Origin of the sequence: Pseudoduganella lurida, from assembly GCF_007830455.1 — a bacterium.
GTDB classification, from domain to species: Bacteria; Pseudomonadota; Gammaproteobacteria; order Burkholderiales; family Burkholderiaceae_D; genus Rugamonas; species Rugamonas lurida.
Genome location: NZ_VLLB01000002.1, coordinates 657499 through 680667 on the forward strand (window position 1 = coordinate 657499; position 23169 = coordinate 680667).

Annotated in this window: 12 protein-coding genes; 2 read left to right on the forward strand and 10 right to left on the reverse strand. The window is 66.6% G+C overall.

Translation table 11 applies throughout. The annotated features are described in order from the left end of the window. Positions 1-70 precede the first annotated feature (70 nt). Positions 71-2731 carry a TonB-dependent receptor gene (locus IP91_RS09435; protein WP_145648664.1) on the reverse strand — a complete coding sequence of 887 codons (2661 nt, stop codon included), beginning with the start codon at positions 2729-2731 and terminating at the stop codon, positions 71-73. Between the two features lie 85 nt (positions 2732-2816). Then, the gene (locus IP91_RS09440) at positions 2817-4184 is read right to left on the reverse strand and encodes a sugar MFS transporter (protein ID WP_199754553.1); all 1368 of its coding nucleotides are present in this window, start codon (positions 4182-4184) and stop codon (positions 2817-2819) included. A 405-nt stretch (positions 4185-4589) separates the two neighbouring features. Here IP91_RS09440 and IP91_RS09445 point away from each other — a divergent pair, with 405 nt between their 5' ends. Then, entirely contained in the window at positions 4590-5060 is a 471-nt protein-coding gene (locus tag IP91_RS09445) for an NUDIX hydrolase (protein ID WP_145648665.1), read from the forward strand. Positions 5061-5065: 5 nt separating this feature from the next. Next, complete coding sequence (locus tag IP91_RS09450) at positions 5066-5638, forward strand: histidine phosphatase family protein (RefSeq protein WP_145648666.1); 573 nt, start codon at positions 5066-5068, stop codon at positions 5636-5638. Positions 5639-5643: 5 nt separating this feature from the next. Here the strand turns inward: IP91_RS09450 and IP91_RS09455 are convergent, their stop codons facing one another. The 8 genes from IP91_RS09455 to IP91_RS09490 all read right to left on the reverse strand — a co-directional run bounded on the left by IP91_RS09455 (position 5644) and on the right by IP91_RS09490 (position 23164). Beyond that, a complete protein-coding gene (locus IP91_RS09455; protein WP_145648667.1) occupies positions 5644-7326 on the reverse strand; it encodes a GH39 family glycosyl hydrolase in 1683 nt (560 codons plus the stop codon). Between the two features lie 127 nt (positions 7327-7453). After that, positions 7454-8215, reverse strand: coding sequence for a ThuA domain-containing protein (locus tag IP91_RS09460; protein WP_145648668.1), 762 nt, complete (start codon positions 8213-8215; stop codon positions 7454-7456). A 483-nt stretch (positions 8216-8698) separates the two neighbouring features. Then, positions 8699-10870 (reverse strand): beta-glucosidase family protein, encoded by a 2172-nt coding sequence (locus tag IP91_RS09465; protein ID WP_229474183.1) that lies wholly within the window; start codon positions 10868-10870, stop codon positions 8699-8701. Between the two features lie 23 nt (positions 10871-10893). Continuing rightward, positions 10894-13755 (reverse strand): glycoside hydrolase family 31 protein, encoded by a 2862-nt coding sequence (locus IP91_RS09470; protein ID WP_145648669.1) that lies wholly within the window; start codon positions 13753-13755, stop codon positions 10894-10896. Next, entirely contained in the window at positions 13752-15401 is a 1650-nt protein-coding gene (locus tag IP91_RS09475; RefSeq protein ID WP_145648670.1) for a GH35 family beta-galactosidase, read from the reverse strand. Before IP91_RS09475 ends, IP91_RS09470 begins: the two co-directional genes overlap by 4 nt. 26 nt (positions 15402-15427) lie before the next feature. After that, a complete protein-coding gene (locus IP91_RS09480) occupies positions 15428-18439 on the reverse strand; it encodes a TonB-dependent receptor (protein ID WP_145648671.1) in 3012 nt (1003 codons plus the stop codon). A 103-nt stretch (positions 18440-18542) separates the two neighbouring features. Then, on the reverse strand, positions 18543-22013 hold the full coding sequence (locus IP91_RS09485; protein WP_229474186.1) for a GDSL-type esterase/lipase family protein: 3471 nt from the start codon (positions 22011-22013) through the stop codon (positions 18543-18545). A 116-nt stretch (positions 22014-22129) separates the two neighbouring features. Further along, on the reverse strand, positions 22130-23164 hold the full coding sequence (locus IP91_RS09490) for an aldose epimerase family protein (protein WP_371860609.1): 1035 nt from the start codon (positions 23162-23164) through the stop codon (positions 22130-22132). Between the last annotated feature and the right edge of the window lie 5 nt (positions 23165-23169).

Consider the following 23169-nt stretch of genomic DNA (forward strand, 5'->3'; position numbering starts at 1 on the left):
GACAGTCTCCTTCGGGTTGACGATCGGTGCACCAGCCGCCGGCGGCGGCCGGTGTTGCAACGTTAAACGCTTACCACTCGGCGCCCACCCGCAGGCCGAACATGCGCGGGTCGTTGTACTGGCCGATCACGTAGCCCGGGTCGACGATGCGCGCATTGTTCTTCGCAAAGACGTCGCTCAGGTTGTTCACGTACAGCTCCGCATGCCATTTGCCGGACGGCGCGGTCAGGCGCAGCGACGCGTCGTACGTGGCGTAGGCGTTCTGCATATTGCCCACGTGCGGATTGTCCAGGTTCTGGATGCTGAAGTACATCTTGTCCTGCCAGCGGGCCGATACGCGCGGCGTGAGCAGGTAGTCGCCCGGCAGCGCGAACTCCTGCGATGCCTCGATGCGTGCCGAATTGCGCGGCGCGTTCGGCAGGTCGTTGCCCACCACGTTGACGGGGAACTTGCCGATCAGCGCAGGATCGGTGCCGCTGTAGCGCACGCAGGCCGGCACGCCGTACGTTTCGCGGAATGGACCGCAGGGCACGTCGCGCCAGGTCTGCGTGAAGTCCGGGTACGACGACACCTTCGCGCGCAGGTGCGAGTACGAGAAGTTGACCTCGGCGCCCGTCCATGGCCGGTATTTGCCTTCCAGTTCCAGGCCGGAGATCTTCGCTTCCGCCGCGTTGGTGGTGCCGTACAGGACCACCGCATCGCATGCCGGCGTGGCCGCGGTGCACGGGATCTGCGGGATGATCTTGCCCGCCTGGACGGCACCCGTCATCTGCATGTCCTTGTAGCGGCTGTGGAAGGCGGTGGCCGAGAAGGTCAGTCGGTTGTCCAGCATGCGGCCCTTGTAGCCGATCTCGAAGTTGGTCAGCGTCTCCGGCTTGAAGGCCAGGAACGTGTAGTGCGGGCCCGGGGTCATGTCCGCGCAGTTGCCGTTCAGGCCGCGCGCGCAGATGTTCTGCTTGTCGCTGAAGCCGCCCGCCTTGTAGCCGGTGGACAGGGACGTGAACAGGAAGTCCGTCGGCGTGGCCTGGTACGACAGGCCGAGGCGCCAGGTGAACTTGTTCCAGGAGTCCTTGTTGCTGCTGATGTCCGGCACGATGGCCGGGTTCAAGCCGCCCACGCCGTAGTAGGCGCCCTGCCCCACCAGCAGGTCCGAACTGTTGAAGTAGCGGCCCGCGTTCGGGTTGAACGTGCCCTGGAAGTAGGAGTACGGGTCGCCGGAGGTGCCGGAGTCGTAGAACTTGCCGTTCTTGTCCTCGCGCTCGTCGCGCGTCATGCGGCCACCCACCGTGAGGTTCCATTTCGGCGCGAACGCCCAGTCGGCCTGGCCGAAGACGGCCTTCGAGTCGGACTGGCGGTCCTGCTGGTCGTACAGGTAGTAGTACGGCTGGCCGGGCAGCTGCACCATCGAGGAGATGTCGTCCTCGCCGAATTCGATGGCGTTCTTCTCGTGCATCCAGAACAGGCCCGTGACGTAGCGCAGGCTGCCCGTTTCGCCGCGCAGCTGCAGCTCGTTGACGGTGGTGCGGAATTTCGAGCCGTTGGTGAACGTGGCGGTGTCGTTCAGCAGGCCGCCGTAGATGTTCACGTCCGCCGCCAGCGGCTGGTAGCCGGCATCGCCGTCGCGGATCTGGCGGCGCTTCTGCACCGCGTACGACGAATTCCACTCCACCGTGGTGGTCGAAGTCGGCGACCACGTGAAGCGGCTGCGGTAGGTGTCGATGGTCCAGTGCAGCGCGCCGGGCACGTTGATCTTCACGTCCCACTGGTCGCCCTGGCACGCGTAGGCCGTGCCGGCCGCCATCTCGCAGTCCTTCAGGGCGATATCGCCGGCGCCGTTGTTGGTGTAGCGCTCGTAGGCACCCAGCCATTCCAGGCGGTCGCCGATCTTCCAGCGGGCCTGCAGGCGCGCTGCCCATTCGTTCTTGTTGCCGTAGGCCTTGTCGGCGCCGACGGGCACGTTGTGGCGCTGGTCCACGTCCGGGATGACGTTGCCGGCCGCGTCGCGCGCCGGCGTGATGCCGAACTCGGGGAAGTTCGCGGCATAGAAATCCTGCGACTGGTTCAGGTAGCTGTCGCGCTTGACGGCCATGCCCGTGACGCGCATCGCGAAGTTGTCGCTGACGGGGATGTTCTGCGCGACCGAGGCCTGGCGCAGGTTGTAGTTGCCCACGGCGACATTGGCCATCCCCTCGGACGAGCCGAACTTGGGCTTCGCGGGGATGATGTTGATGCTGCCGCCGGTGGCGTTACGGCCGAACAGCGTGCCCTGCGGGCCGCGCAGTACTTCCACCTGGTCCAGGTCGAACAGCAGCGCCAGCGCCGACTGCGGGCGCGGCGTGTAGATGCCGTCCACGTGCAGGCTGACGGCCGGGTTGCCGATCTCGGTGAAGTCGTTGCTGCTCACGCCGCGCATCGAGATCTTCACGCCGGAGCTGCCGTCGGTCGCGCTGCCCAGCTGCAGGTTGGGCACTTCACCGGACAGGCCGCGGATATCGGTGATGCCCTTGCGGGTCAGCTCGTCCTGCGTGACGGCCGTCATCGACACGGGAGTCTTGAGCAGCGAGGTGGAATGGCGCGTGGCCGTGACCACGACTTCCGGAATTTCGTTCCTGTTCGCTGCCGCGGCGGGTGCGGTGGCACCCTCCTGGGCCAGTGCCGGCCATGCGGCAACGCCGCAGGCCCCGGCGACGGCCATGCTGATGAGGGTTTTTCTGGTGCTCGTTCGGGACATCTGGAGACTCCTGTTTTTGTTAAAGACGATGAACCACACAGCGCCGGGGCGCAGACAGTCTTGCGACGGAAATCGGGAAAGCGGATCAGGCGGGCGTGGCGCGGCGCCAGCGGCGCAGTTTGTGACCGGACGCGGCGTACCAGAGGATCAGCGCGTAGCACGGCAGCATCAGCCAGTACGCTTCGCGCGGCGTAGCGAGATCGGACAGGCGGCCATACAGCAGCGGCATCACGGCGCCGCCGGCAATCGCCATCACCAGCACGGCGGACCCGCTCGCCGTGTAGCGGCCCAGTCCCTGCAGGGCCAGCGGCCAGATGGCCGGCCACACCATCGCGTTGGCAAGGCCCAGCAGCGCCAGGCACATGACGGTATCCGGCACCAGCGGCACGCCGCTCCAGCCCAGCAGCGCCTGCGAGATGCCATGCGATTGCGTGGAACCCGTCGCCACGCCGATCGTGAACACGATGCCGACGACGGCGGACAGCACCAGCGCACGCTGCTGCGACAGGTAGCGGGGAATCGCCACCACGCCGACCAGGTAGCCGATCACCATGCACACCATCGTGTACGAGGTCAGCACGCCGAAGCTGGCGACATTCAGTTCATGGCCATACAGGCTGATGGTGTCGCCGGCGATGACTTCCACGCCGACGTAGCAGAACAGCGCCATGGCGCCCAGCACCAGTTGCGGGAACTGCAGCACGCCGGTGCGCTCCACCTGCGCATCGACACCATCCGTCTCGGCCGGGATCTCGCGCAGGTTCGAGAAGTGGATGAACACCATGATCAGGAACAGCACGCCGGCCATGCAGGCATACGGGAACACCAGGCGCGTCGCCAGCGTGGCGCGCATGGCTTCACGCGCGGCTGGTTCCAGCGATGCCAGAGCCGTGTGCGAGAAGCTGTCGATATCGGCCAGCATCAGCGACGAGAACACCAGCGGCACGACCACGCCGGCGCCCTTGTTGAACAGACCCATGATACTGATGCGCATGGCGGCGCTTTCGCGCGCGCCGATGCAGACGATGTAAGGATTGATCGCCGTCTGCATCAGCGTCATGCCGGTGGCCAGCGTGAACAGCGCGGCCAGGAACAGCTCGTAGTGCGTGGTCTGCGCGGCCGGGATGAACAGCAGCGCGCCGGCGCCCATGATGCCCAGGCCCAGCGTCATGCCGCGCTTGTAGCCGATGCGGCTCAGTACCGCGGCCGAAGGCAGCGCCATCACCGTGTAGGCGATGTAGAACGCGAAGGTGACCCACAGGGCCTGGAAGTTGTTCAGGCCGCAGACGATCTTCAGGAACGGCACCAGCGAGCCATTGAGCCACGTGACGAAGCCAAGGATGAAGAACAGCAGGCCTACAAAAAGCATGCCGACCACCACCTCGCGCGTCGAGTCGGCAGCACGGTCGACTGGCTCGACCTTGCTCGCGCCCTTGTTCACGCCCTTACTCATGTCTGCGCTCATTTCCATGCTGCGGCGCTCCGCAGGGTCACTGGGGTGGGCGGGTGCGGCGCGGTGCGGCGGATGAAGTGCTGTTGCATGAGGGTCCCCGTTGTTCGATGACCCATCCTAGCAACGGGGCGACGGCACCGCCAGCCCGCACCCGGCAATTCATAAGTATATGATTTTGTTGATAATGCCTGTTCAAAGGCCGCATTGGCGCTTACACTTCTTTACAGAGCCCGGCATTTGCAGGCGCGCCCCGCGGCGCAGGCCCGTGGCACGCCTTGCAAATCATTACAAAACGATGCGGGAAATTACAGCTTTGTGACGGCCGAGCCACACACCCGCGGGGAAACTGAATAAACTGTTTTCGGCGCCGCCCCTGGCCAGACAACCTTTGACCTTTTCAAGCACATGATCTCGGTAGACCTCGCCGGCCATCGCTTCCAGCTTCGCGCTGCGGCGGTCATCGCCGCTGACGACTTCATTCTGATCCATCGCATGGAAGGCCATGACGTCTGGGCCTTGCCCGGTGGCCGCGTCGATCCGGGCGAGTCCGGCCAGCAGACGGTGGTGCGGGAATTTGGCGAGGAGCTGGGCGTAACGGTGCAATGCGGCGCGCTGCTCTTCGTCGTCGAGAATTTCTTCAACGTGGATGACAAGCCCTGTCACGAGATTGGCCTGTATTTCCGTGCCACGCTGCCGGCCGGCTCGCCGCTGCTGGACAAAACGCGTTCCCACCCGGGTGTCGAAGGTCGGCACCGGCTGGAATTCAAGTGGGTGCACAAGTCGGCACTGGCAGATGCCGGTCTGCGGCCCTTGACGCTTTGCCAGGCGCTGTGCCAACCGCTCGCTGGCGTTCAGCACATCGTCCAGCGCGACTGAAGCAGATGAGCATTTCTCTCGTCGTCGTGCGCCATGGCCGCACCGCGTTCAACATCGAAGACCGCTACCTGGGTGCGCTCGATCCACCGCTCGACGCGGTCGGCATCGAACAGGCGGCGGCCCTAGCGCACGCGCTGCCGGCCGCGCTGGGCGGGCGTCCCACCGCGCTGACCTGCTCTCCCCGGCTGCGGGCCCGGCAGACTGCGGCCATCCTGGCGACGGCGTGGCGGCTGGAAGCGTCGGTGATCGATGCATTCGCCGAGCGCAATGTCGGCGTCTACGAAGGCCTGACGCGCGAAGAAGCGCAGGCGGCGTACCCTGCGCTATGGGCGCAGGACATCACACGCCAGTGGCATGCCGCGCCAACCGGTGGCGAAAGCATCCAGGCGGTGTTCGACCGCGTGACGGCTGGCCTGGACCGACTGCGCCGCGATTTCCAGGGCCAGACCGTGGTACTGGTGGCGCACGGCTTCGTTGCGAAAGTCATCCGCGCGATCCTGACCGACCTGTCGCGCGAGGAATTCTTCCGCTATGCGCTGAAGAACGGTGAGTTCGCCCGCTATCAGTTAACGACGTGACCTGATCACTCCACCAGGAGCAGCGTCACACCCTGCCGCGGCAAGGCAAAGGTGATCCTGCCGCTGCCGCCGCGTGTCGCCAGTGCCGGCAGCGCGACGGGCTTCATCACCGATGCGGCCTCCATCCGGGCGTACTGCTTTTCGTTCGGCGACTGCGGGGAGCCCATGGCCTTCCACGCAGCGAAGGCGTTGGCATGGGCTTCATCGACGCGCCACTGCGTGACCTTGCCCGCCTTGCCGAGGCCGCGCAGGTTCAGCGTCACGGCGGCCTCCGGGCCGGCCACGTCGTCATCGTGGTAGTGCCACACGAGGACGGCGACCTTGCCGTCGCTGGCGCGCGAGGCCAGCACGCCCACATCGGCCCGGTTGCGCACACCACCCTTGACGATATCGTCGAGTGGCACTTCGCCATCGCTGGATGCAGTGAGCTGCGTGGCGCCCAGCTTGGAAAACATGCGGAACACGTTCAGCACCGGCAGGTCGATGCCGTTGGTGGCCAGCTGGCGGTAGCCGGCGAACCACGGCTGGTCCTCGAACGTGAAGGCCCAGGTCAGCGCGCCATCCAGGTTGACCTGGTTGCGGTCGGCCAGCTGCCAGATGCGCTTGTAGCTGGCCGCCGTGTAGCTCGAGTACATGGTGCCGTTGCGGTAGGCGTTCTGCGGACCGGGACAGGCCGCGCAGCCTTCCGGATCGTTCTCGCCGATGACGATCGGCTTGTCCTTCAGCTTCGGCACGGCGGCGATCTTGCGGAAACCCGCATCGACACCTTGCAGCTGCGTGGCGATCCCCATGCGCACGTGGCCATCGACGAAGCTGGGGTTGCCCTTCGCATGGAACGCGAGGAAGTCGGTCGGCGTGCCCGTTTCGCCGGTCGCGTAATTCGTGCCGTTGGCGACGTGGTCGAGGAAGGCATCCATGAACTTGCCGCCAGCGCCCGCGACATCCGGCCCGCCAACGCGCGCCTCGGGCAGCGCGCGCCGCACGCCGGCAATCGCGTAGTCGTGCAGCTTGTTGAACTCCGCCTGCGTGCCGGTCCAGTACGATGGGCCGTTCGGCTCGTTCCACACTTCGAAGTACCAGGTCCTCACTTCGTCGCGGCCGTAGCGCTCGACGTTATGCTTCGTCCACTGGTACGCCAGCTCGCCCCACTTCGCGTAATCCTTCGGCGGCGCGTTCCAGCCGCCCTCGATCAGGTTGTACGAGAAACCGGGGCGCCAGGTGTGCTGGTACGGCGTGCCGGGCTTCGCGCTGGACAGCGCTTCCGGCATGAAGCCGATCTGCAGGTAGGGGCGCACGCCGCGCTGCAGGTAGCTGTCGATGATCGCGTCGGTCACGGTCCAGTCGTAGACCGGCTTGCCGTTCTTGTCCTCGGTGTACGCATTGGTGCTGCCCCACTTGAACGCGCCGGTGCCGTCGCCCGTATTGAGCAGGTTGTGTGCGCGGAAGTAAACGTCGCCGGGCCGCAGTTCACCCAGGTGCTGCAGCAGCTTGCGGCCATCCTTCATCGTCGCGTAGTTCGGTTCGTCCGCACCGAAGAAGCGCCAGATCGGTTTCAAAGGTCCGACGGGTTTGCCGGCATCGACGTCGATATTGACCTGGAAAGGGGCGGCGGCCGGTTGGGCGTGGCTGGCCGCGAACGGCAGCAGCATGGCGGCGATGATGACCGCGGTGACGGGGAAGGCGCGCATGGAGCTCCTGGCGTTGGTTGCGACCGGAGGGTGGCCGGTCGGTTGGTGGCTCGCGCGAGTGTAGCGCGGTGGCCGCAGTCCATCGCCGCCGGGGCGCTTCTGCTCACCAAGTTGATTGTCAGCGCGCCTACTTCGCCGGGCTGCCGGCAATGCCGTTGCCCGTGGCTGCCCAGTAGATGCCGCCGTACAGGTGATGCCGGAATACCGGATCGGCGTACGTACCCGGCAGGTGGCCCAGCGCGGTGTAGAACGACCGGCCGCCATCGAAGGGGTGGTACCAGCTCACGGGATGGAAACTGCCCATGCCGCCGTTCGGCTTCGGCGCGTACGTGGATTCGTCCACGGTGAGCAGATAGTGTAGGCCGGCGGTTTCCTCCTTGCCGAACTCATACCACTCCTCGGTCACGAGCGAACGGTCGGCGAAGCGTTCCATGCCGGGGAAGGCGCGGTCTGCCACCTTCAGCATGGCCGTCTGCACGGGCGGATGGGTGGTGAACATGCGGCCGACCAGCTGGCGGTACCACGGCCAGCCATATTCGGTGTCCGATGCGGCATGCACACCGACATAGCCGCCGCCCTTGCGGATGTAGCGTTCGAAGGTACGGCGCTGCTCGTCGGTCAGGATGTCGCCGGTGGTGGACAGGAAGACGACGGCCTGGTACTTCGCCAGCTCCTGGTCCTTGAAGATGCGGCCGGCATCCTCGGTCCAGAACACGTTGAAGTCGTGCTGCTGCGCCAGCTCGCGCAGCGCCGTCACGCCTTCGTGGATCGATTCGTGGTGCCAGCCGGCGGTTTTCGAGAACACCAGGATGTTGAACTGGGCGGCGGAACAGTCCAGCGTCACGATGGCCAGCGCCGCGGCGGCACCCAGCCTGAATACAGCTTTCATCGAGTCTCCATTTGTTTTGATTTGTTTTGTTATCGGGCGAAGCTAATGGAGCGTGACGGCTTTGTCAACGCCGCGCCGGGTTCGCGCCGCGCTCCATCGCGCTGGCGGGGGTATGCATACGGTATGTGCCGCGAAAATCGGCTTTTTCCAAATACTTCTCCCTGCTTCTAAACGCCTCTATTTCCTGGGAATCGTTACGAAATGCCGATGCCCTGCCCTGCGAACGCCAGTACCGCCGCTTAGCAGGAACTCCAGCGAAATATCAGGAAGTAGAAGCGTTTAGAGCGGTTTAGAAAAAGCCAAAAAAACAGGGACCACCCCGATATTCCCGGCACGCGCGCGGCTGTTGCCACCGCAGCCTGATCCCAGGTGTGTGCAAGTGCTCTCGATGCATTCGCAAACGACTGGGTTCAGACCCGCGAAAGTGGCAGCAGCAAAGGTTGCTGCGGGCGCTCCCGCGGAGCCGATGATGGTGGCGGGAGCTTACTTCGGCAGCGCCAGCGTGGTTTTCGCCGCGATCGCATCCGACGCCCCGCCCAGCGAAAACACGTACTCGCCCGGCGCGCGCTGCCACGCGTGCGTGGCGACGTCGTACATCGCCAGCAGACGCGGATCGACCGTCACGCTGACGGCCTTGCGCTCGCCCGGCTGCAGGGTCACCTTGTCCCAGCCGGCCAGGCGGCGCGGGGCTTCCCAGCCGCCCGCCTTCGGACCGACATACACCTGCGGCACGGCGGCGCCGGTGCGCTTGCCCGTGTTGGAGACGGTGAACTCGACGATCACCTTGTCGCCATCGCGCCGCGCCTGCAGGTCGCCGTACGAGTAGGTGGTGTACGACAGGCCGTGACCGAACGCGAACAGCGGCTTCCTGCCCGTCTTTTCGAACCACTTGTAGCCGACGGCCGCGCCCTCGATATCATAGTCGGTGGTGGGGTGGCCGTCGTTGACCGCCGGATTGCCGTCGATCTTCGGCCGCGGCAGCTGGGCTTCCGAGACGGGGAACGTGGCGGGCAGGCGGCCGGACGGATTGACTTCGCCCGTCAGCACGCGCGCGATGGCCTCGCCGCCCGCCGTGCCCGGATACCAGGCCGCCAGTACCGCGCCCACCTTGCCGAGCCACGGCATCGTCACCGGGCCGCCCGTCTCCAGCACGACGACCGTGCGCTTGTTGGCACCGGCCACCGAGGCGATCAGCGCATCCTGGTTGTCCGGCAGGGACAGCGAGGGCGCATCGATGCTCTCGGCCGTCCACTGCGTGGCGAACACGATGGCCACGTCCGCGCCCTTCGCAACCCGGGCCGCCGCGGCGGCATCCTTCCCGTCGTGCCAGACGATTCTGGCGCTGCCCATCCTGGCCTGCAGCGCCTTCAGCGGCGACGACGGCAGGTAGACGATCGGCCCCGGGAAGCTCTTCGGTCCCAGGCCCTTGACGGCATTGCCGCCCGCCGGATGCACCTGTGCCGCGCCACCGCCGGAGAGCACGCCCACGTCCGCATGGCCGCCGATGACGGCGATCGTCTTCACGCCGGCGGCCAGCGGCAGCAGGTCGCCCCCGTTCTTCAGCAGTACGATGCCCTCCTCCGCGATGGAACGGCTGATCAGCGCGTGCGCGGCGAAGTCGATTTTCTCCGGCTCCACCTTCGGCTGCGGCGCATCCATCAGGCCGTTCGCATACATCGCGCGCAGGATGCGGCGCGCCATGTCGTCCAGCCGCGCCGGCGGCACGTGGCCGTTGTTCACGGCCTCCTTCAGCGCGGGGCCGAAATACTGCGACTTGTCGAACGGCCAGCCGGACTGCTGGTCCAGCCCGTTGTTGGCGGCCTGCGTGGTGGAATGCGTGCCGCCCCAGTCCGACATCACGAAGCCCTTGTAGCCCCAGTCCTTCTTCAGCACCTGGTTCAGCAGCCAGTCGCTCTCGCAGGCATACACGCCGTTGACGCGGTTGTACGAGCACATCACGGAACCGGGATCGCCCCGCTCGATGGCGATCTGCAGCGCCAGCAGGTCGGACATGCGGCCGGCCGCTTCGCCGATCTTCACGTCGATCGTGTTGCGGTTGGTTTCCTGGTCGTTGAAGGCGTAGTGCTTGACGGTGGCCACGATCTGGTTCGACTGCACGCCGCGGATATGTTCGCCCGTCGAGATCCCGGCCAGCAGCGGATCCTCGCCGCCGTATTCGAAGTTGCGGCCGTTGCGCGGCTCGCGCATCAGGTTCACGGCACCGCCCAGCATCACGTTGTGGCCGGACAGCCGTGCTTCGCGGCCGATCATCGCGCCGCCGTCGTAGGCGAGCTTCTGATTCCACGTCGCGGCGCTGGCGAGCCCGGACGGCAGCGCGGTGCGTTCGCGCGGCTGCGGCGAGGGCTGCGTGGCCACGCCAATGCCGGCATCGGTCTGCCATTGCGGCGGCACGTTCAGGCGCGGGATGCCGTGGATGAAGCCGGCCGTGTAGGGAATCGCTTCCGCGGGCGGCTTCACGCCATGGATCTCGGCACCGAAGTAGCCGAACACCAGGCGCAGCTTTTCATCCTGCGTCATCTGCGCCACGGTGGACTGGGCGCGGGCATCCGGATCGGGCGCCGCGTGGGCACCACCGGCGAGCAGCAAGGCCATTGCAGCCACCAGCATTTTTTTGACCGGCATCTTCGTTTTCATTGTTGTCTCCATCTTCTTCATCATTACAGCGTCACCCTCATGGTTTTACCTTCATAGGTCAGCTCCTTGTCGGCCGCATCCAGCGTCTGCTCACTGGACGTGCCGGGTTTCACGACATGGATGCGGAACACGCGCCGCGCTACCATGCCGGGCCAGCTGCCGGTGCGCGCGCCCACGGTCAGCGTGCGGGTGCGGTCGTCCCACTGCAGCGGAATGCGCGAGAATTCGCCGCGCTGGTAGCTCTCCGACACGCCGTCGTCCTCGTACAGGCTGAACTTGCCGTCCGCGCCCGCGTAGACCTTCAGCGTCACCGGCGCATCGGGCTTCTCGTCCACGTACTGGGTCACGGGGCCCATCGGCACGATCGAGCCGGCCTTGACGAACAGCGGCATGCGCGTTTCAGGCGCCGGTGCGGTCACGGTACGGCCGCCTTCGTGGCGCTGGCCCGTGTGGTAGTCGTACCACTGCGCGCCCTTCGGCAGGTAGACGGAACGCTCGCGCGCACCGTAGGCGTACACGGGCGCCACCAGGAAGGCGTGGCCGAACAGGTACTCGTCCCGCACGTCCTTCGACTGTTCATCCTGCGGAAAATCCATCACCAGGCCGCGCATGATGGTGCCGGAGTTGAAATAGGTGTCGGAGGCGGTCGCGTAGATGTAGGGCATCAGGCGGTAGCGCAGTTTTAAATACCACACCATCGAGTCGCGCATCGGCGAGCCGGCCGGCGCGATATTGTGGATCTCTCGCTTGACCACTTCGCCATGCGAGCGGAACAGCGGCGTGAACGCGCCGAACTGCCACCAGCGCAGGTTCAGCTCGCGCCACTCCTTCAGGTCCTCCGGCGTGCCTTTCGCTTTACCCGTGGCACGGTTCTCCTGCGCCGAGCCCAGGTCGCCGCTCTGGAAGCGCGTCTCCTGCGCATAGCCGCCGATATCGTGCGTCCAGTTCGGGATGCCGCTCATGCCGAAGCTCACGCCGGCCGAGATCTGGTCGTACAGGTTGTTCCAGCGGCCCACCGTGTCGCCGCTCCACACGGCCACGTAGTTGCGCTGCACGCCCGCGAAGCCGGAGCGGGACAGGATGAACTGCCGTTTATTGGGCTGGTCCCGTTTCAGGCCGTCGTACAGGGCCGACGTGTGCGGCAGGCTGTAGGCGTTGAACGTCACTTCGCCGGCACCGTATGGCGTGGGGCCGATCAGCTTCTTGAAGTCTTCCAGCCGCGAGTTCGACAGCACGTCCGGCTCGCTGTTGTCCATCCACCAGGAGTCGAAGCCCAGGTCCACCAGCTTCGTCTTCATCTGGCGGTAGTAGATGTCGCGGGCTTCCTGCGCGTACGGCGAATAATGGCTGTTCTTGTAGCCGGGGCCGACCCAGTCCAGCGCGCCATCCTCGACGTTCTTCGTCCACATATGGCCCTTCGCCGCCAGCTCCTTGTAGTTCGCCGTGGTGTCGTAGAACTTGCCCCAGACGGACAGCATGATCTTCGCGTGCAGGCGGTGCACCTCGTCGACCATGCCCTTCGGGTCGGGGAAGCGCTTCGGATCCCAGTCGTGCGAACCCCAGGCGTTTTCCGGCCAGTAGAACCAGTCCTGCACGATGTTATCGAGCGGCCAGCCTTCCTTGCGGTAGGTGCGCACCGTGTCGAGCAGCTGCTCCTGCGTCTCGTAGCGCTGGCGCGACTGCCAGAAGCCGTAGGCCCATTTCGGCATCAAGGGCTGGATACCGGTCAGCGTGCGGTAGCCGCCGATCACATGGTCGATGCTGGTGCCGCGCACCACGTAGTAGTTCAGCGCCTCGGCCACCTCGGACGAGAACTGCAGCGAGTGCCGCTCCGGCGCCGGCAGCGGATCGTTGTGCGTCACGTGGATCATGCCGCCTTCGGGCTTCCATTCCAGCTTGAAGTCGACGGGTTTACCGGGCACGAAGGTCACCTCGAAGTTGTGGTACCACGGGTTCCAGCCCTGGCGCCACACGTCCATCACCTGCTTGCCGCCGACCGTCAATTTCGCGTAGTCGCCGGCGTACAGCTGCATCTTGTGCACGCCTGGCTTGCCGCTCGCCAGCTTGCCTTCCCAGACGACGCGCACGTCCTTGAGCTCCTTCAGGGGTTTCAGCTCCTTCGGCCAGAACTCGGCCACGTCCTTCAGGTACTGGTAATTGATGTTCTCTTCGCGGCGCGTGAGCACCAGCTTGCCGCCCACGTAGTAGCGGGCCGTCAGCGCGCCCGCCTTGCCATCGGCGTCGGTCAGTTGCAGGTCGCGGCCGATCGGACCGTACGGGCGCGCATCGCCGAAGCGCGTGATGCCGTTGTTGTCCCACAGGACGCCGTAGTTCTTGTCGGAGACGAGGAAAGGCACGGCGACATCCATATTGTGCTGCAGCAGCTGCACGTCTTCGCCGTTCAGGTTCAGCTGGCCGTTCTGGTGCTGGCCCGTGCCGTAGAACGCGTCCCGGGTGCCGAAGTTGAAGCCCTGCTTCACGGCCAGGAAGGGCTTGCCGCCCACCGTGACGGGCCGGAGGTCCTCCGCATCCTGCTTCAGGAACACGGCGCCGCCCTGGTCGGCGAACTGCACGCGGCCGTCCTTCAGCGACACGGTGGCCGTCACCAGCTTCGTGCTCAAGGCCACCGTGTCACCGCTGCGCTTCACGGCGAACTGGCAGGCACATGGCTTGGCGATCGTCATCAGCGATGGCGTCAGCGCCTTGCCGGCCTGGTCGACTTTCACCACGTGGAGGATATGGTCGGCCATGACTTCCAGCCGCACTTCCTTCGCGGCGCCGCTGTCGGGAGCGACCGTGATGCCCGATGTCGTCTGCTGGAACGTGCCGGCCGAGGCCGCGCCGGCCAGCAGCAGGCAGGCGACGGAGATTGCTGTCATCTTCATTGATAGGTTCCGATCTTCACTTTGAGTACCGTCGGCGTGGTGCCGAAGTTGAGGCCATAGTCGGTCTGGTCGCCATTCCACACGCGTTCCAGCACCCAGTTGCCCTTGCCGTCGTAGCGCCCTTCTTCCACGCGGGCATACAGCGCAGGCTTGCCGGCATGGCGGCCGCTCGGCTCGAACTTGATGCGGGCGCGCTGGCCGACGACGACGAATTCGTTGTCGCCCGTCTGCGCCACCGCCAGCCCGCCGTTCGGCTTGTCCGTGCCCTCCATCGGATCCTTCGCGGCCTGGTCGCCGAACTGGCGCTGGCGGTACGACACGGTGGCCGTCCAGTTCTTCAGCGTGATGGTCTGCGGCGTGCGTTCGTCGGACTCCGCCACGCCCTGCGTGCGGCCTTCGAAGGCCCACTGTGCCCATTCGCGCATCATCGGGCGGAAGGTGCCGAAGATCTGCGCGAACGGCTCGACCATCGTGCGGTCCGTCGCCTTGGCACCCAGCGGATAGTTGCTGAATTCGAAGTAATCGATGCCGAACGGTGCGAAGCCGATGCCGCCTTTGCCGAACACGGGCCACGCCACGCGCGCCAGGTCGGCCGAATTGCCGATCTCCGGCACGAACAGCGCGTTGTCGGGCCGCCGGAACTTGTCCAGCGTGGCGAAGATCTTGTTCGATTCGTGGTCGTAGATGTCCGGCGCGGCCACGTCGATATGGGGCGCGGCCGCCTTCCAGATGCCGATCACGTCGTAGGTGGGACCACCGCTGGCGAAGTTGCCCTTCCATGGCGCCAGCGGCTCCACGGCATTGCGGACCGCGTTATTCACGAACATCGGCAGGTCGTACACGGCGCGCCCTGCCTTGGCGATCTCCTCGATGTAGTGCGCGATGGCCCAGGTGTGGAAGTACTGCTCTGCGTAGTCGCCGTAGACCGCCTGCCAGGTGCCGGACGACTTTCCGGACACCGGCGCTTTCTGCTTCGCCAGCACGGCCGCGGGCACCGGCCCATTGAACGCCTTCTGCGCCGCCGGGCCGTAGTCGCGCACCAGGCCGTAGGTGCCCACTTCATTCTCCACCTGGACCATGATCACCGTGTGCTGCTCGCCGTCGAGCTTCTTGAGGTGCTCCATCAGCGCCACGAAGGCCTTGCGGTCGGCCTTCAGGGTCTCGGTACCGAACGGCGAATGGCAGTAGCTGTCCTTGCCGGCCTTGTCCACCATGCGCGGAAAGCGCCTGTTGTCGAACTTCACCCAGGCCGGCAGGTAACCCGGACCCGTGTTCTTCCAGGTGCCGAACCACAGCAGCACCAGCCGCACGTTCTTCTCGCGCGCCTGGGTCACCAGCGTGTCGACGTAGCTGAAATCGAACTTGCCTTCGGTCGCTTCGATCTGTTCCCAGGCGACGGGAATCTCCAGCGTGTTGGCCTGCGCATCATTGATCGCGGCCCACACCTTCGGCAGCGCGTTCGGGTAGTTGCTGGAGTTGTGGGCCTGGCCGCCCAGGATCAGGTAGGGCGCGCCGTCCACCATCAGCGCATGGCGGCCTTCCTTCGTGACGAGGCGCGGCAGGTCGGCGGCGTGGGCGCCGAAGGCAAACAGGCTGGCCAGCAGGACGGCCAGTGCGGATGGTCTCGATATGGTCTTGATTTTCATGGGCTCCGTTCGGATCGGGGATCAAATTAGAATGAATACCGCAGCTGGGCAGTGTAGCGCGGGCCGGACACGAACCAGGCGCGGCCCATCATGCCGATCCCTTGCTGCATCAGCTGCTTGTATTTCGAGTCCGTCAGGTTCTGCGCCTCGATGCCCAGCGAAGTGCGCTCGTTGATCTGGTACGACAGCGAGGCATCGAGCTGGCCATAGTCGTCCGCCCAGGTCGGCAGGGCCCAGGCCACCACGTTCTGGCCGACCGTCGGGCTGGCCGGATTGGTGTCGCGGCCGTCGCCGCCGCGCGTGCCGTTCACGTTCACGCCCTGCAGGTTCTTCGAGCGCCAGCTCCACGCCAGCCGCGAGGACCATGGCCCGTGGTCGTAGAGCAGCGCCAGGTTGTAGGCATTGCGGGACAGGTATTGCAGCGGCAGGTTGCCGAAGGTCTTGCCGTCCGTGTCGCAGCCGTTCTGGTTCAGGTTGATATTGGCCTTCGTGTCGCCGCCGCTGCAGTACACCGTGTAGCGGTCGTCGTACAGGTGCTGGCTGCTGTCGACGAAGGTGTAGTTGGCCTGCACGCCCAGGCCGGCCCAGGCACCCGGCAGCTTGTCGAAATACTGCTGATAGGCGATCTCCACGCCGCTGGCGCGGCCGCGCGCGCCGTTCACGGGTCCCGTGGCAACGAAGTTGTACAGCTTGCCGTTCACGTCCGGCAGCGGGTAGATATAGGACTGGTTGACGATGACGTCCTTCAGCCGCTTGTTGAACAGTGCCACCGTCAGCGAACTGGCGCGGCCGAAGTACCACTCGGCCGTCAGGTCCACCTGGGTGGCGGAGATCGGCCGCAGCATCGGATTGCCTTTCGCTTCGCCGGTCTGCGTCACGCTGCGCACCACGGCCGTCTGCGTCAGCGGGAAGCTGGTGAAGTCCACGTTCTGGTTCAGCGTCGCATAGCCCTGCAGCTGCGAGAAGTCCGGCCGCGACACGGCCTTCGAGGCGGCAAAGCGGAACTGCAGGTCGTCGCGCGCCTTCAGCCGCAGGTTCAGGCTGGGCAGCACGTTGCGGTAGGCGTTGCGGTAGTTCTGGTCCGCGGCGAACGCCGGGATGTTCGGGATCGCCGGGCCGGTCTGCGTGAAGCCGGCGGGGATGGTCGGATTGTTGTTGGTGTAGACGGTGTAGCCATGCGCATCCATCTCGGTGCGCACGTAGCGCACGCCCACGTTGCCGTCCACCGGGTACTTCAGGTTGTCCCAGCCGAAGCGCAGCTGCGTGAAGGCGGCTTTGGTCTTTTCCGACTGCTCGTTCATGCCGGCCGGGTTGCCGCCGAACGCGGCTGCCGTCCACGGTGCGCAGTTGGGCGCCTGGCCCAGGCGCACCGCGCGCTCGGTGCACAGGATGTCGAAGAACTTGTGCAGGGCCGCGTACGAGTCCGGATAGCCGGTGGCCCACGACACGTCCGGGAACACCAGTGCCGGCACGTTCACTTTGCCGTTGAAGAAATTATTGAACGGGGTGATGTGCGTGGCACCGGAAAAGCGCGGGTCGGCCAGGAAGGCCAGCTGGTCGATCGTACCGCCCAGCTGCCAGGTCTGCGAGATCGGCGACCAGTTGTAGTCCGGGTTCGACAGCTCGGTCACGGCATCGCGCTTCGTGAAGCGCACGCCGAAGCGCAGGTCGCGCAGCACCGGATGTTCGAAGGTGTACTTGGCGTCGAGCTTGAGCGCCTTGGATTCGGACGTACTGCGGTCGAAGTGCTCCTGCGTGAAGGCCCAGAAGTAGTTCTGCGGGTTGGCCAGGTAGGCGCGCTGCGCATCGTTGAAGATCAGGTTCGGCAGGCTGCCGCGCAGGTCGATCTGCTGCTCGGGCAGCAGCGTGCCGGTGGCCACCGTGGAATCGAAGCCGTCCGTCTTGGCCTTGATGCGCTGCAGGTCGCCGGTGAACTCCCACTGGTCGCTGGCGCGCCAGGTGACGTTCCACGAGATGTCCGTCGTGTCGGACTTGCGCTTGGCGATGCGCGTGTCGTCGCCGAACGAGATGCCGGAATCCATCGGGTCGGACAGCGTGCCGGTCAGCAGCGTGCCGTTCGGGCTGAAGGTGCCGTTGGCCACCTGGATGTTGTAGGGGCTGGAGGCGGCGAACAGCGCCTGCTCGTCCCACTGCATCTCGTACTTCGACTTGAAGAACGTGATGTGCGAACGCAGGTCGGCATTGGCCTTCCATTGCAGCGCGCCGTACAGGCCCTGGCGCTTGCGGTTGAAGTTCAGCGTCCGCCACTGCGCGCCCTTCGGCACCCATACCGTCTGACCGTTGACAACATCGTTGCGGGGGTAGTAGGGCTCCACCTGCAGCGCATCGGTGCGCGTGCCGCTTTCCGAATACGCATAATCGAGCAGCGCGCCGATCTCGCCGATGCCCGTTTTCCAGCGGTTCGACAGCAGGAAGGAACCGGACGGCGACCACTTGCCCTTCTTCAGTTCCGAGTACGTGGACGATGCCGACAGCGACACCTTGGGGCCCTTGAAGTCGAACGGCAGCGCCGTGCGCAGGTTCACCAGGCCGCCGATGGCGCCTTCGATCTGCTCGGCGGAGGGGTTCTTGTAGACGTCCAGGCCGGCCATCAGTTCCGGCGGCACGTCCTCGAAGTTGAGCGAGCGGCCGCCGTTGGCGGAGAAGGAATCGCGCCCGTTCAGTTCCGAGCGCACGTAGGACAGCCCGCGGATCGACACGCCGGAGCCCTCCACGGAATAGTGCTCGGGATCGGCGCGCGACATGGTGCGGTCGATCGTCACGCCGACCACCCGCTGCAGCACCTCCGTCACCGAGCGGTCGGGCAGCTTGCCGATATCCTCGGCGACGATCGAATCGACGATCTCGTCCGAGTTCTGCTTGATCTTCTGGGCGTTCTCGATGGAGCTCCGCTGGCCGGTGACGACCACCGTGGCCGTGGGGCCATCGTTCGCCGTCTGGGCCCGTGCCGCCCCTGCCGTCAGAAGCGCCACCTGCGCCACTGCCAGCGCCATCGCTGTGAGTCTGAACTGTTGCATTGCCGTCTCCTGGTTGGGTTATACCGCCGCGACGGTCCGCATCCTGCTTGTGCCGCAGTTCGATGCCGGACCGCCGTACTGCACCTGCTGTCAATCCCTGCTGTCAATCCCTGCCGCGCTCCTCCCGCCGCACTTCGCCATACACGATCCCGCGCCCCGCGGTACTCATGTAGACGCGCCCGAACACATTCATGTCGCCGACGACGAAGCGGCCGTCGCCGGGGCCGCCGTACTGGTGCGCGTCGTCGTTCACGCGCAGCCAGTGGTTTCCCGCATCGAGCGAACGCCAGACGCCGCGCAGGCCGTCCACCGTGCCCCAGAGGTACAGGGCCGGGAAGTCGCTGCCGGGCGCGGCCTTGCCGAAGCCGACGGCACCGGCGTAGGTCACGCCATCGATCCGGCTGAAGGTGACGCCGGCATCGCGCGTGCGCGTCAGTCCGCCGTCCTTCAGGGCCACCCACACATCGCCGCCGGCGCCCGGCACGGGACGCACGAGATCCGATCCGCCAGGCGGCAGCTGTGCGCGGGGAACGAAGGACCGGCCGCCATCCGAGCTGACGAGAAAGGCGCCATCGCGGTAGGCATAGAAGCGGGTGGCGTCCACCGGATCGGCCACGGGCCGGGCACCGTCGATGCCGGCGGCGGCGCTCCATGTGTCGCCATCGTCGATCGAGCGATACGTGACGGCGGATTTGTCGGGACTGTGCAGCAGCACCCTGCCGTCGGCGGACAGGGCCACCTGGCCGTTCCTGCCGTGCATGGCGCGGCCGGCGCGCCAGTGTTCTCCGCCATCGCGCGACACCTGCACCGCCTTGCCGGCGCGCGCCAGTATCTGCGGCTGCGTGCCGGCGAAGGCCAGGCCGAACGTGGTGCCCATCTGCGGCTGGTGGATGAGGCCATACTGCGCGGGATCGGCGTGGCGGAAGCCGTCGTAGTCGCCGATGCTGCTGACGGGCGGTGCGCCGGCGCGGCTGACGAGGCCCAAAGGCACCGTCTCCTCCAGCCCCTTCACGTCGAAGCGCCAGGTGACCGGCACCGCGTCGAGGTTCGCCGTATGAAAAACGCCATTGCCGGAGGTGACCCACGCCGCGTGCGCGTCGAAAGGATCGATCGCGAACGTGCTGGCCCAGTGGATCGCGTGGCCCTTCAGCCACGGCACGCCCGCATCGTCCTTCACGAAGCCGCGCGCCACCAGGTCGGTCCAGTGCGCGCCGCCATCGTCGGAGATGAGCAGCCGGTCGCCCTTCGCATCGCCCTGCTGCGCATACAGGCTGATGGTGGAGACCAGCACGCGCCGCGGGTTATCGCGTGCGACGCTGATGCCGCTGTAGGCCGCGCGCGTGCCGGGCGTGACATCCTGCCCTTCGCCCGCAGCGATGGCGTACTTCCACACGGCGCCCCGGTCCATGGGTTCGTCGCCCCGCGGATGCGGTCCGGCGCCGTTCGCGAACGTGACGTACAGGTTGCCGGCACCATCGAACGCGCCTCGTTGCGGCAGCAGGCAGGGTGGGGTGCCGGCGACGGGAGCGAATGTCGCGCCGCCATCGTCGCTGCGGTACAGATTCGGCCCCGGCCGCGAGATGCCGACGAACAGGCGCCGCGCCGCACCGTTTGAGACGCTGGCCGGATCGGGCAGCACGAAGGCGATGCCGGCGCCGTTCGGCGTGGCCGTCACGTCCAGCCCGTCGAGGCGCTGCCAGGTCGCGCCGGCATCCCTGCTGCGGAACAGGCCATGTGCGCGGGTGCCGGCATACAGCACGTCGCCATCGCCCGGGTCGACGGCCAGGCGCTCGCCGTTGCCACGGCCCATGCCGTTGCCGTGCGCGGTGAACTGCGGCGTCACGTCCGTCACGGCGAACGTCCTGCCGTAATCGCGCGAACGCAGCACGGCGCTGCGGCCGCCGTTCAGGTAGGCGGTGCCGGCCAGCAGGTAGACCTTGCCCGCATCGCGCGGATCGGTGGCCAGCGCTTCCACGCCCAGCAGGCCCGTGTGGTCCTCGTCCAGGCAGTCCAGCAGCGGCACCCAGCGGTCGCCCTCGCGGCGGTAGGCGCCGCCGACATCGGTGCGCGCATACACGACGCCGCGCTGCGCCGGGCTGGGGATCACGGCGGACACGAAGCCGCCGCCGCCGATCGCCACGCTGTCCCATGCATAGCCGGTCAGCAGCGGCTGCAGCACCGGGTCCATCGCCGCGCCCCATATCGCGTAACCCCGCTCGTTGGGATGCAGCAGGTCCGGCATGATGTCGGGCGACAGCACGCCGTCCGCGTCGAGAAAGGCGGCGCTGAAATCGGCGTAGAACACGCGGCGCCCGTCGGCAAGGCGGGCGATGCGTTCATTGACGGCCGTGTTCAGGCGGCGCGACAGGCTGGCCACGCCATCGCGCGGGAACACGCCCACCAGCAGCACCTTCGTACGCGGCAGGCGTTCCAGCAGTTCGTCCACGATGCGGCGCACGCCGGCGGCCGTATGGTCCGGATCGTCCTGCCGGCTGCCCGTATTGTTAGTGCCGGCCATCAGCACGACGACCCGCGGATCGAGGCCGTCGACCTCGCCGTGCTGCAGGCGCCACAGGATGTTTTCGGTGCGGTCGCCGCCGAAACCCAGGTTGACGGGGTGGTAGCGCGCATAGCGCCGCGACCATTCCTGCGCGCCGGCCCTTGCCCAGCCTTCGGTGATCGAATCGCCCAGGAAGACCAGTTGCGGCACCGTGCCGGCGGCGCGGCGTTCGGCATTTTCCCGGATGCGCTGTTCGTGCCGCGGCAGCCACCAGTCCAGCGCCCACGCCTGCTGCAGCGGCTCGGGCGTGACGGCGCGCGTGCGGTAGTCGGCGCACGGCGTGTTCGGCGTGCCCTGCGCTGCGATGCGCACATTGGCGATGGCCACGTCGCCAGCCCCCGTGCCCTCCACTGAAAACGGTTTCACGACCGCTTCAAAAGGGTCGCCGTCGCGGTGGAAGCATTGCAGCGCGATCGATACGGTGCGCCAGCCCTTGCCGGCGGCGGCGCGGGCCGGCAGCACGTAAGGCACCTTGCGTTCGCAGTCCGCGCCGCAATCCAGCTTGAAGTCGATGCCGCCGCCGGCCAGTTCCAGCACGTTCAAGTCGAACGTCACGACGCCGCGTGCGAGGTAGTGACGCAGGTCCTGCGGTGCGGCCGCTTCGAAGCGCAGCGCGGCGTACCAGGACTTCTGCCAGACCAGCGTGACGGCGCGGCGGCCCTCGACCTGGTGCACCGCCGCCCGCACGACGGCGTCGGGCTGCTTCGCGCCCGGAGGCACGGTCACTGCAGCGCCGGACAGCGTGACAACGTTTTCAGGATCGGCCGCAAGAACACGCCAGCCGGCAGCGGCCTGGCCGTTCGACAGGGTAATGGTGGGCGGGGCTGCGGCTGCGGCAGGCTGCATGAACAGGACTGCAAGGGAGACTGCAAGCGAGAATGCGGGCGAGAATGCGAACAGGAGCGCGATCGAGAATGCAAACGGCCGCGCGCACGCGGCCGCGGCGGGCACGGGCAGTGCCGCCAGCTTCATGGGCCCGGGCAGCGGCAGCAGCTTTACGGGAAGCGCGCGCATGGTGTCTCGTCGTTATGGTTATGGGTCATTCTGGTCCACGTTCCGCACGGTCGGCAATTATGAAATTGACCAGCGCGGTGAACGATATTTGCTTCAGGCGATGCATCTGCACCGGCTCAGGCCTGCAGCGAAACGCGGTACACGGTGGTCTGCGTGTACACCTGCCCGGGCCGCAGGATCACGTTGGCCGCATGCTGGCCGTTCAGCTGGTCCGGATACGCCCCCGCCTCGAGGCAGAAACCGTCGTGCCGCGCATATGGCTCGCGGTTGCGGCCCCGCACCCCTTCCAGCCCGTTCCCCGTGTAGAACTGCAGCCCCGCCTCGGTGGTGGCCACGTGCAGCTGGCGCCCCGAACCGGGATCGACGACTCGTGCCACGTTGCGCAGGCGCCACGCCTCGCGCGGTTCCGGCTCGTCCAGGCAGTAGCAGTGGTCGAACCCACCGGCCAGCCGCACCTGGGCATCGGGCCAGCGCAGGCGCGGGCCGATCGCGGCCGGCTGGCGGAAATCGAACGCCGTGCCGCCGACGGCCGTGCGGCCCACGGGGATGCCGGCCGGGTCGATCTCCAGGAAGTAGTCGGCGGCGATCTGCAGCATGTGGTCGCCCACGTCGCCGCTGCCGCCGTTCAGGTTGAAGCACGGGTGCGACGTGAGGTTCAGCGGCGTGGGCGCATCCGACGTGGCCTGGTATTCGATCGACAGGCTGCCGTCGTCGTCGAGCTGGTAGAACACCTGCACGGCCACGTTGCCCGGGAAGCCGCCCTGCCCGTCCGGCGACACGTACGACAGCGTGAGCCCGCCATGCGCCATCTCGCCTTCCCAGTGCGCCGCATGGAAGCCCGCGTCGCCGCCGTGCAGGTGGTTGCCGCGGTCGTTCACGTCCGCCTGCACCGTACGGCCATCGAGCTGGAAGCGGCCGCGCGCGATGCGGTTGGCCCAGCGGCCGATGATGGCGCCGAAGTAGGAGCGGTTGTGGCGGTACTGGTCGTCGTCCGGATAGCCCAGCAGGATGTCGGCCATGCGGCCGTAGCGGTCCGGCGTCCACCACGACACCAGCGCCGCGCCCCGCTCGCTGATCGTCACGCGCATGCCCTGCGCATTGGTCAGCGTGAACAGCTGGGCACGGGCGGCGGACGCGGCAACGTAGGTCATCTGCA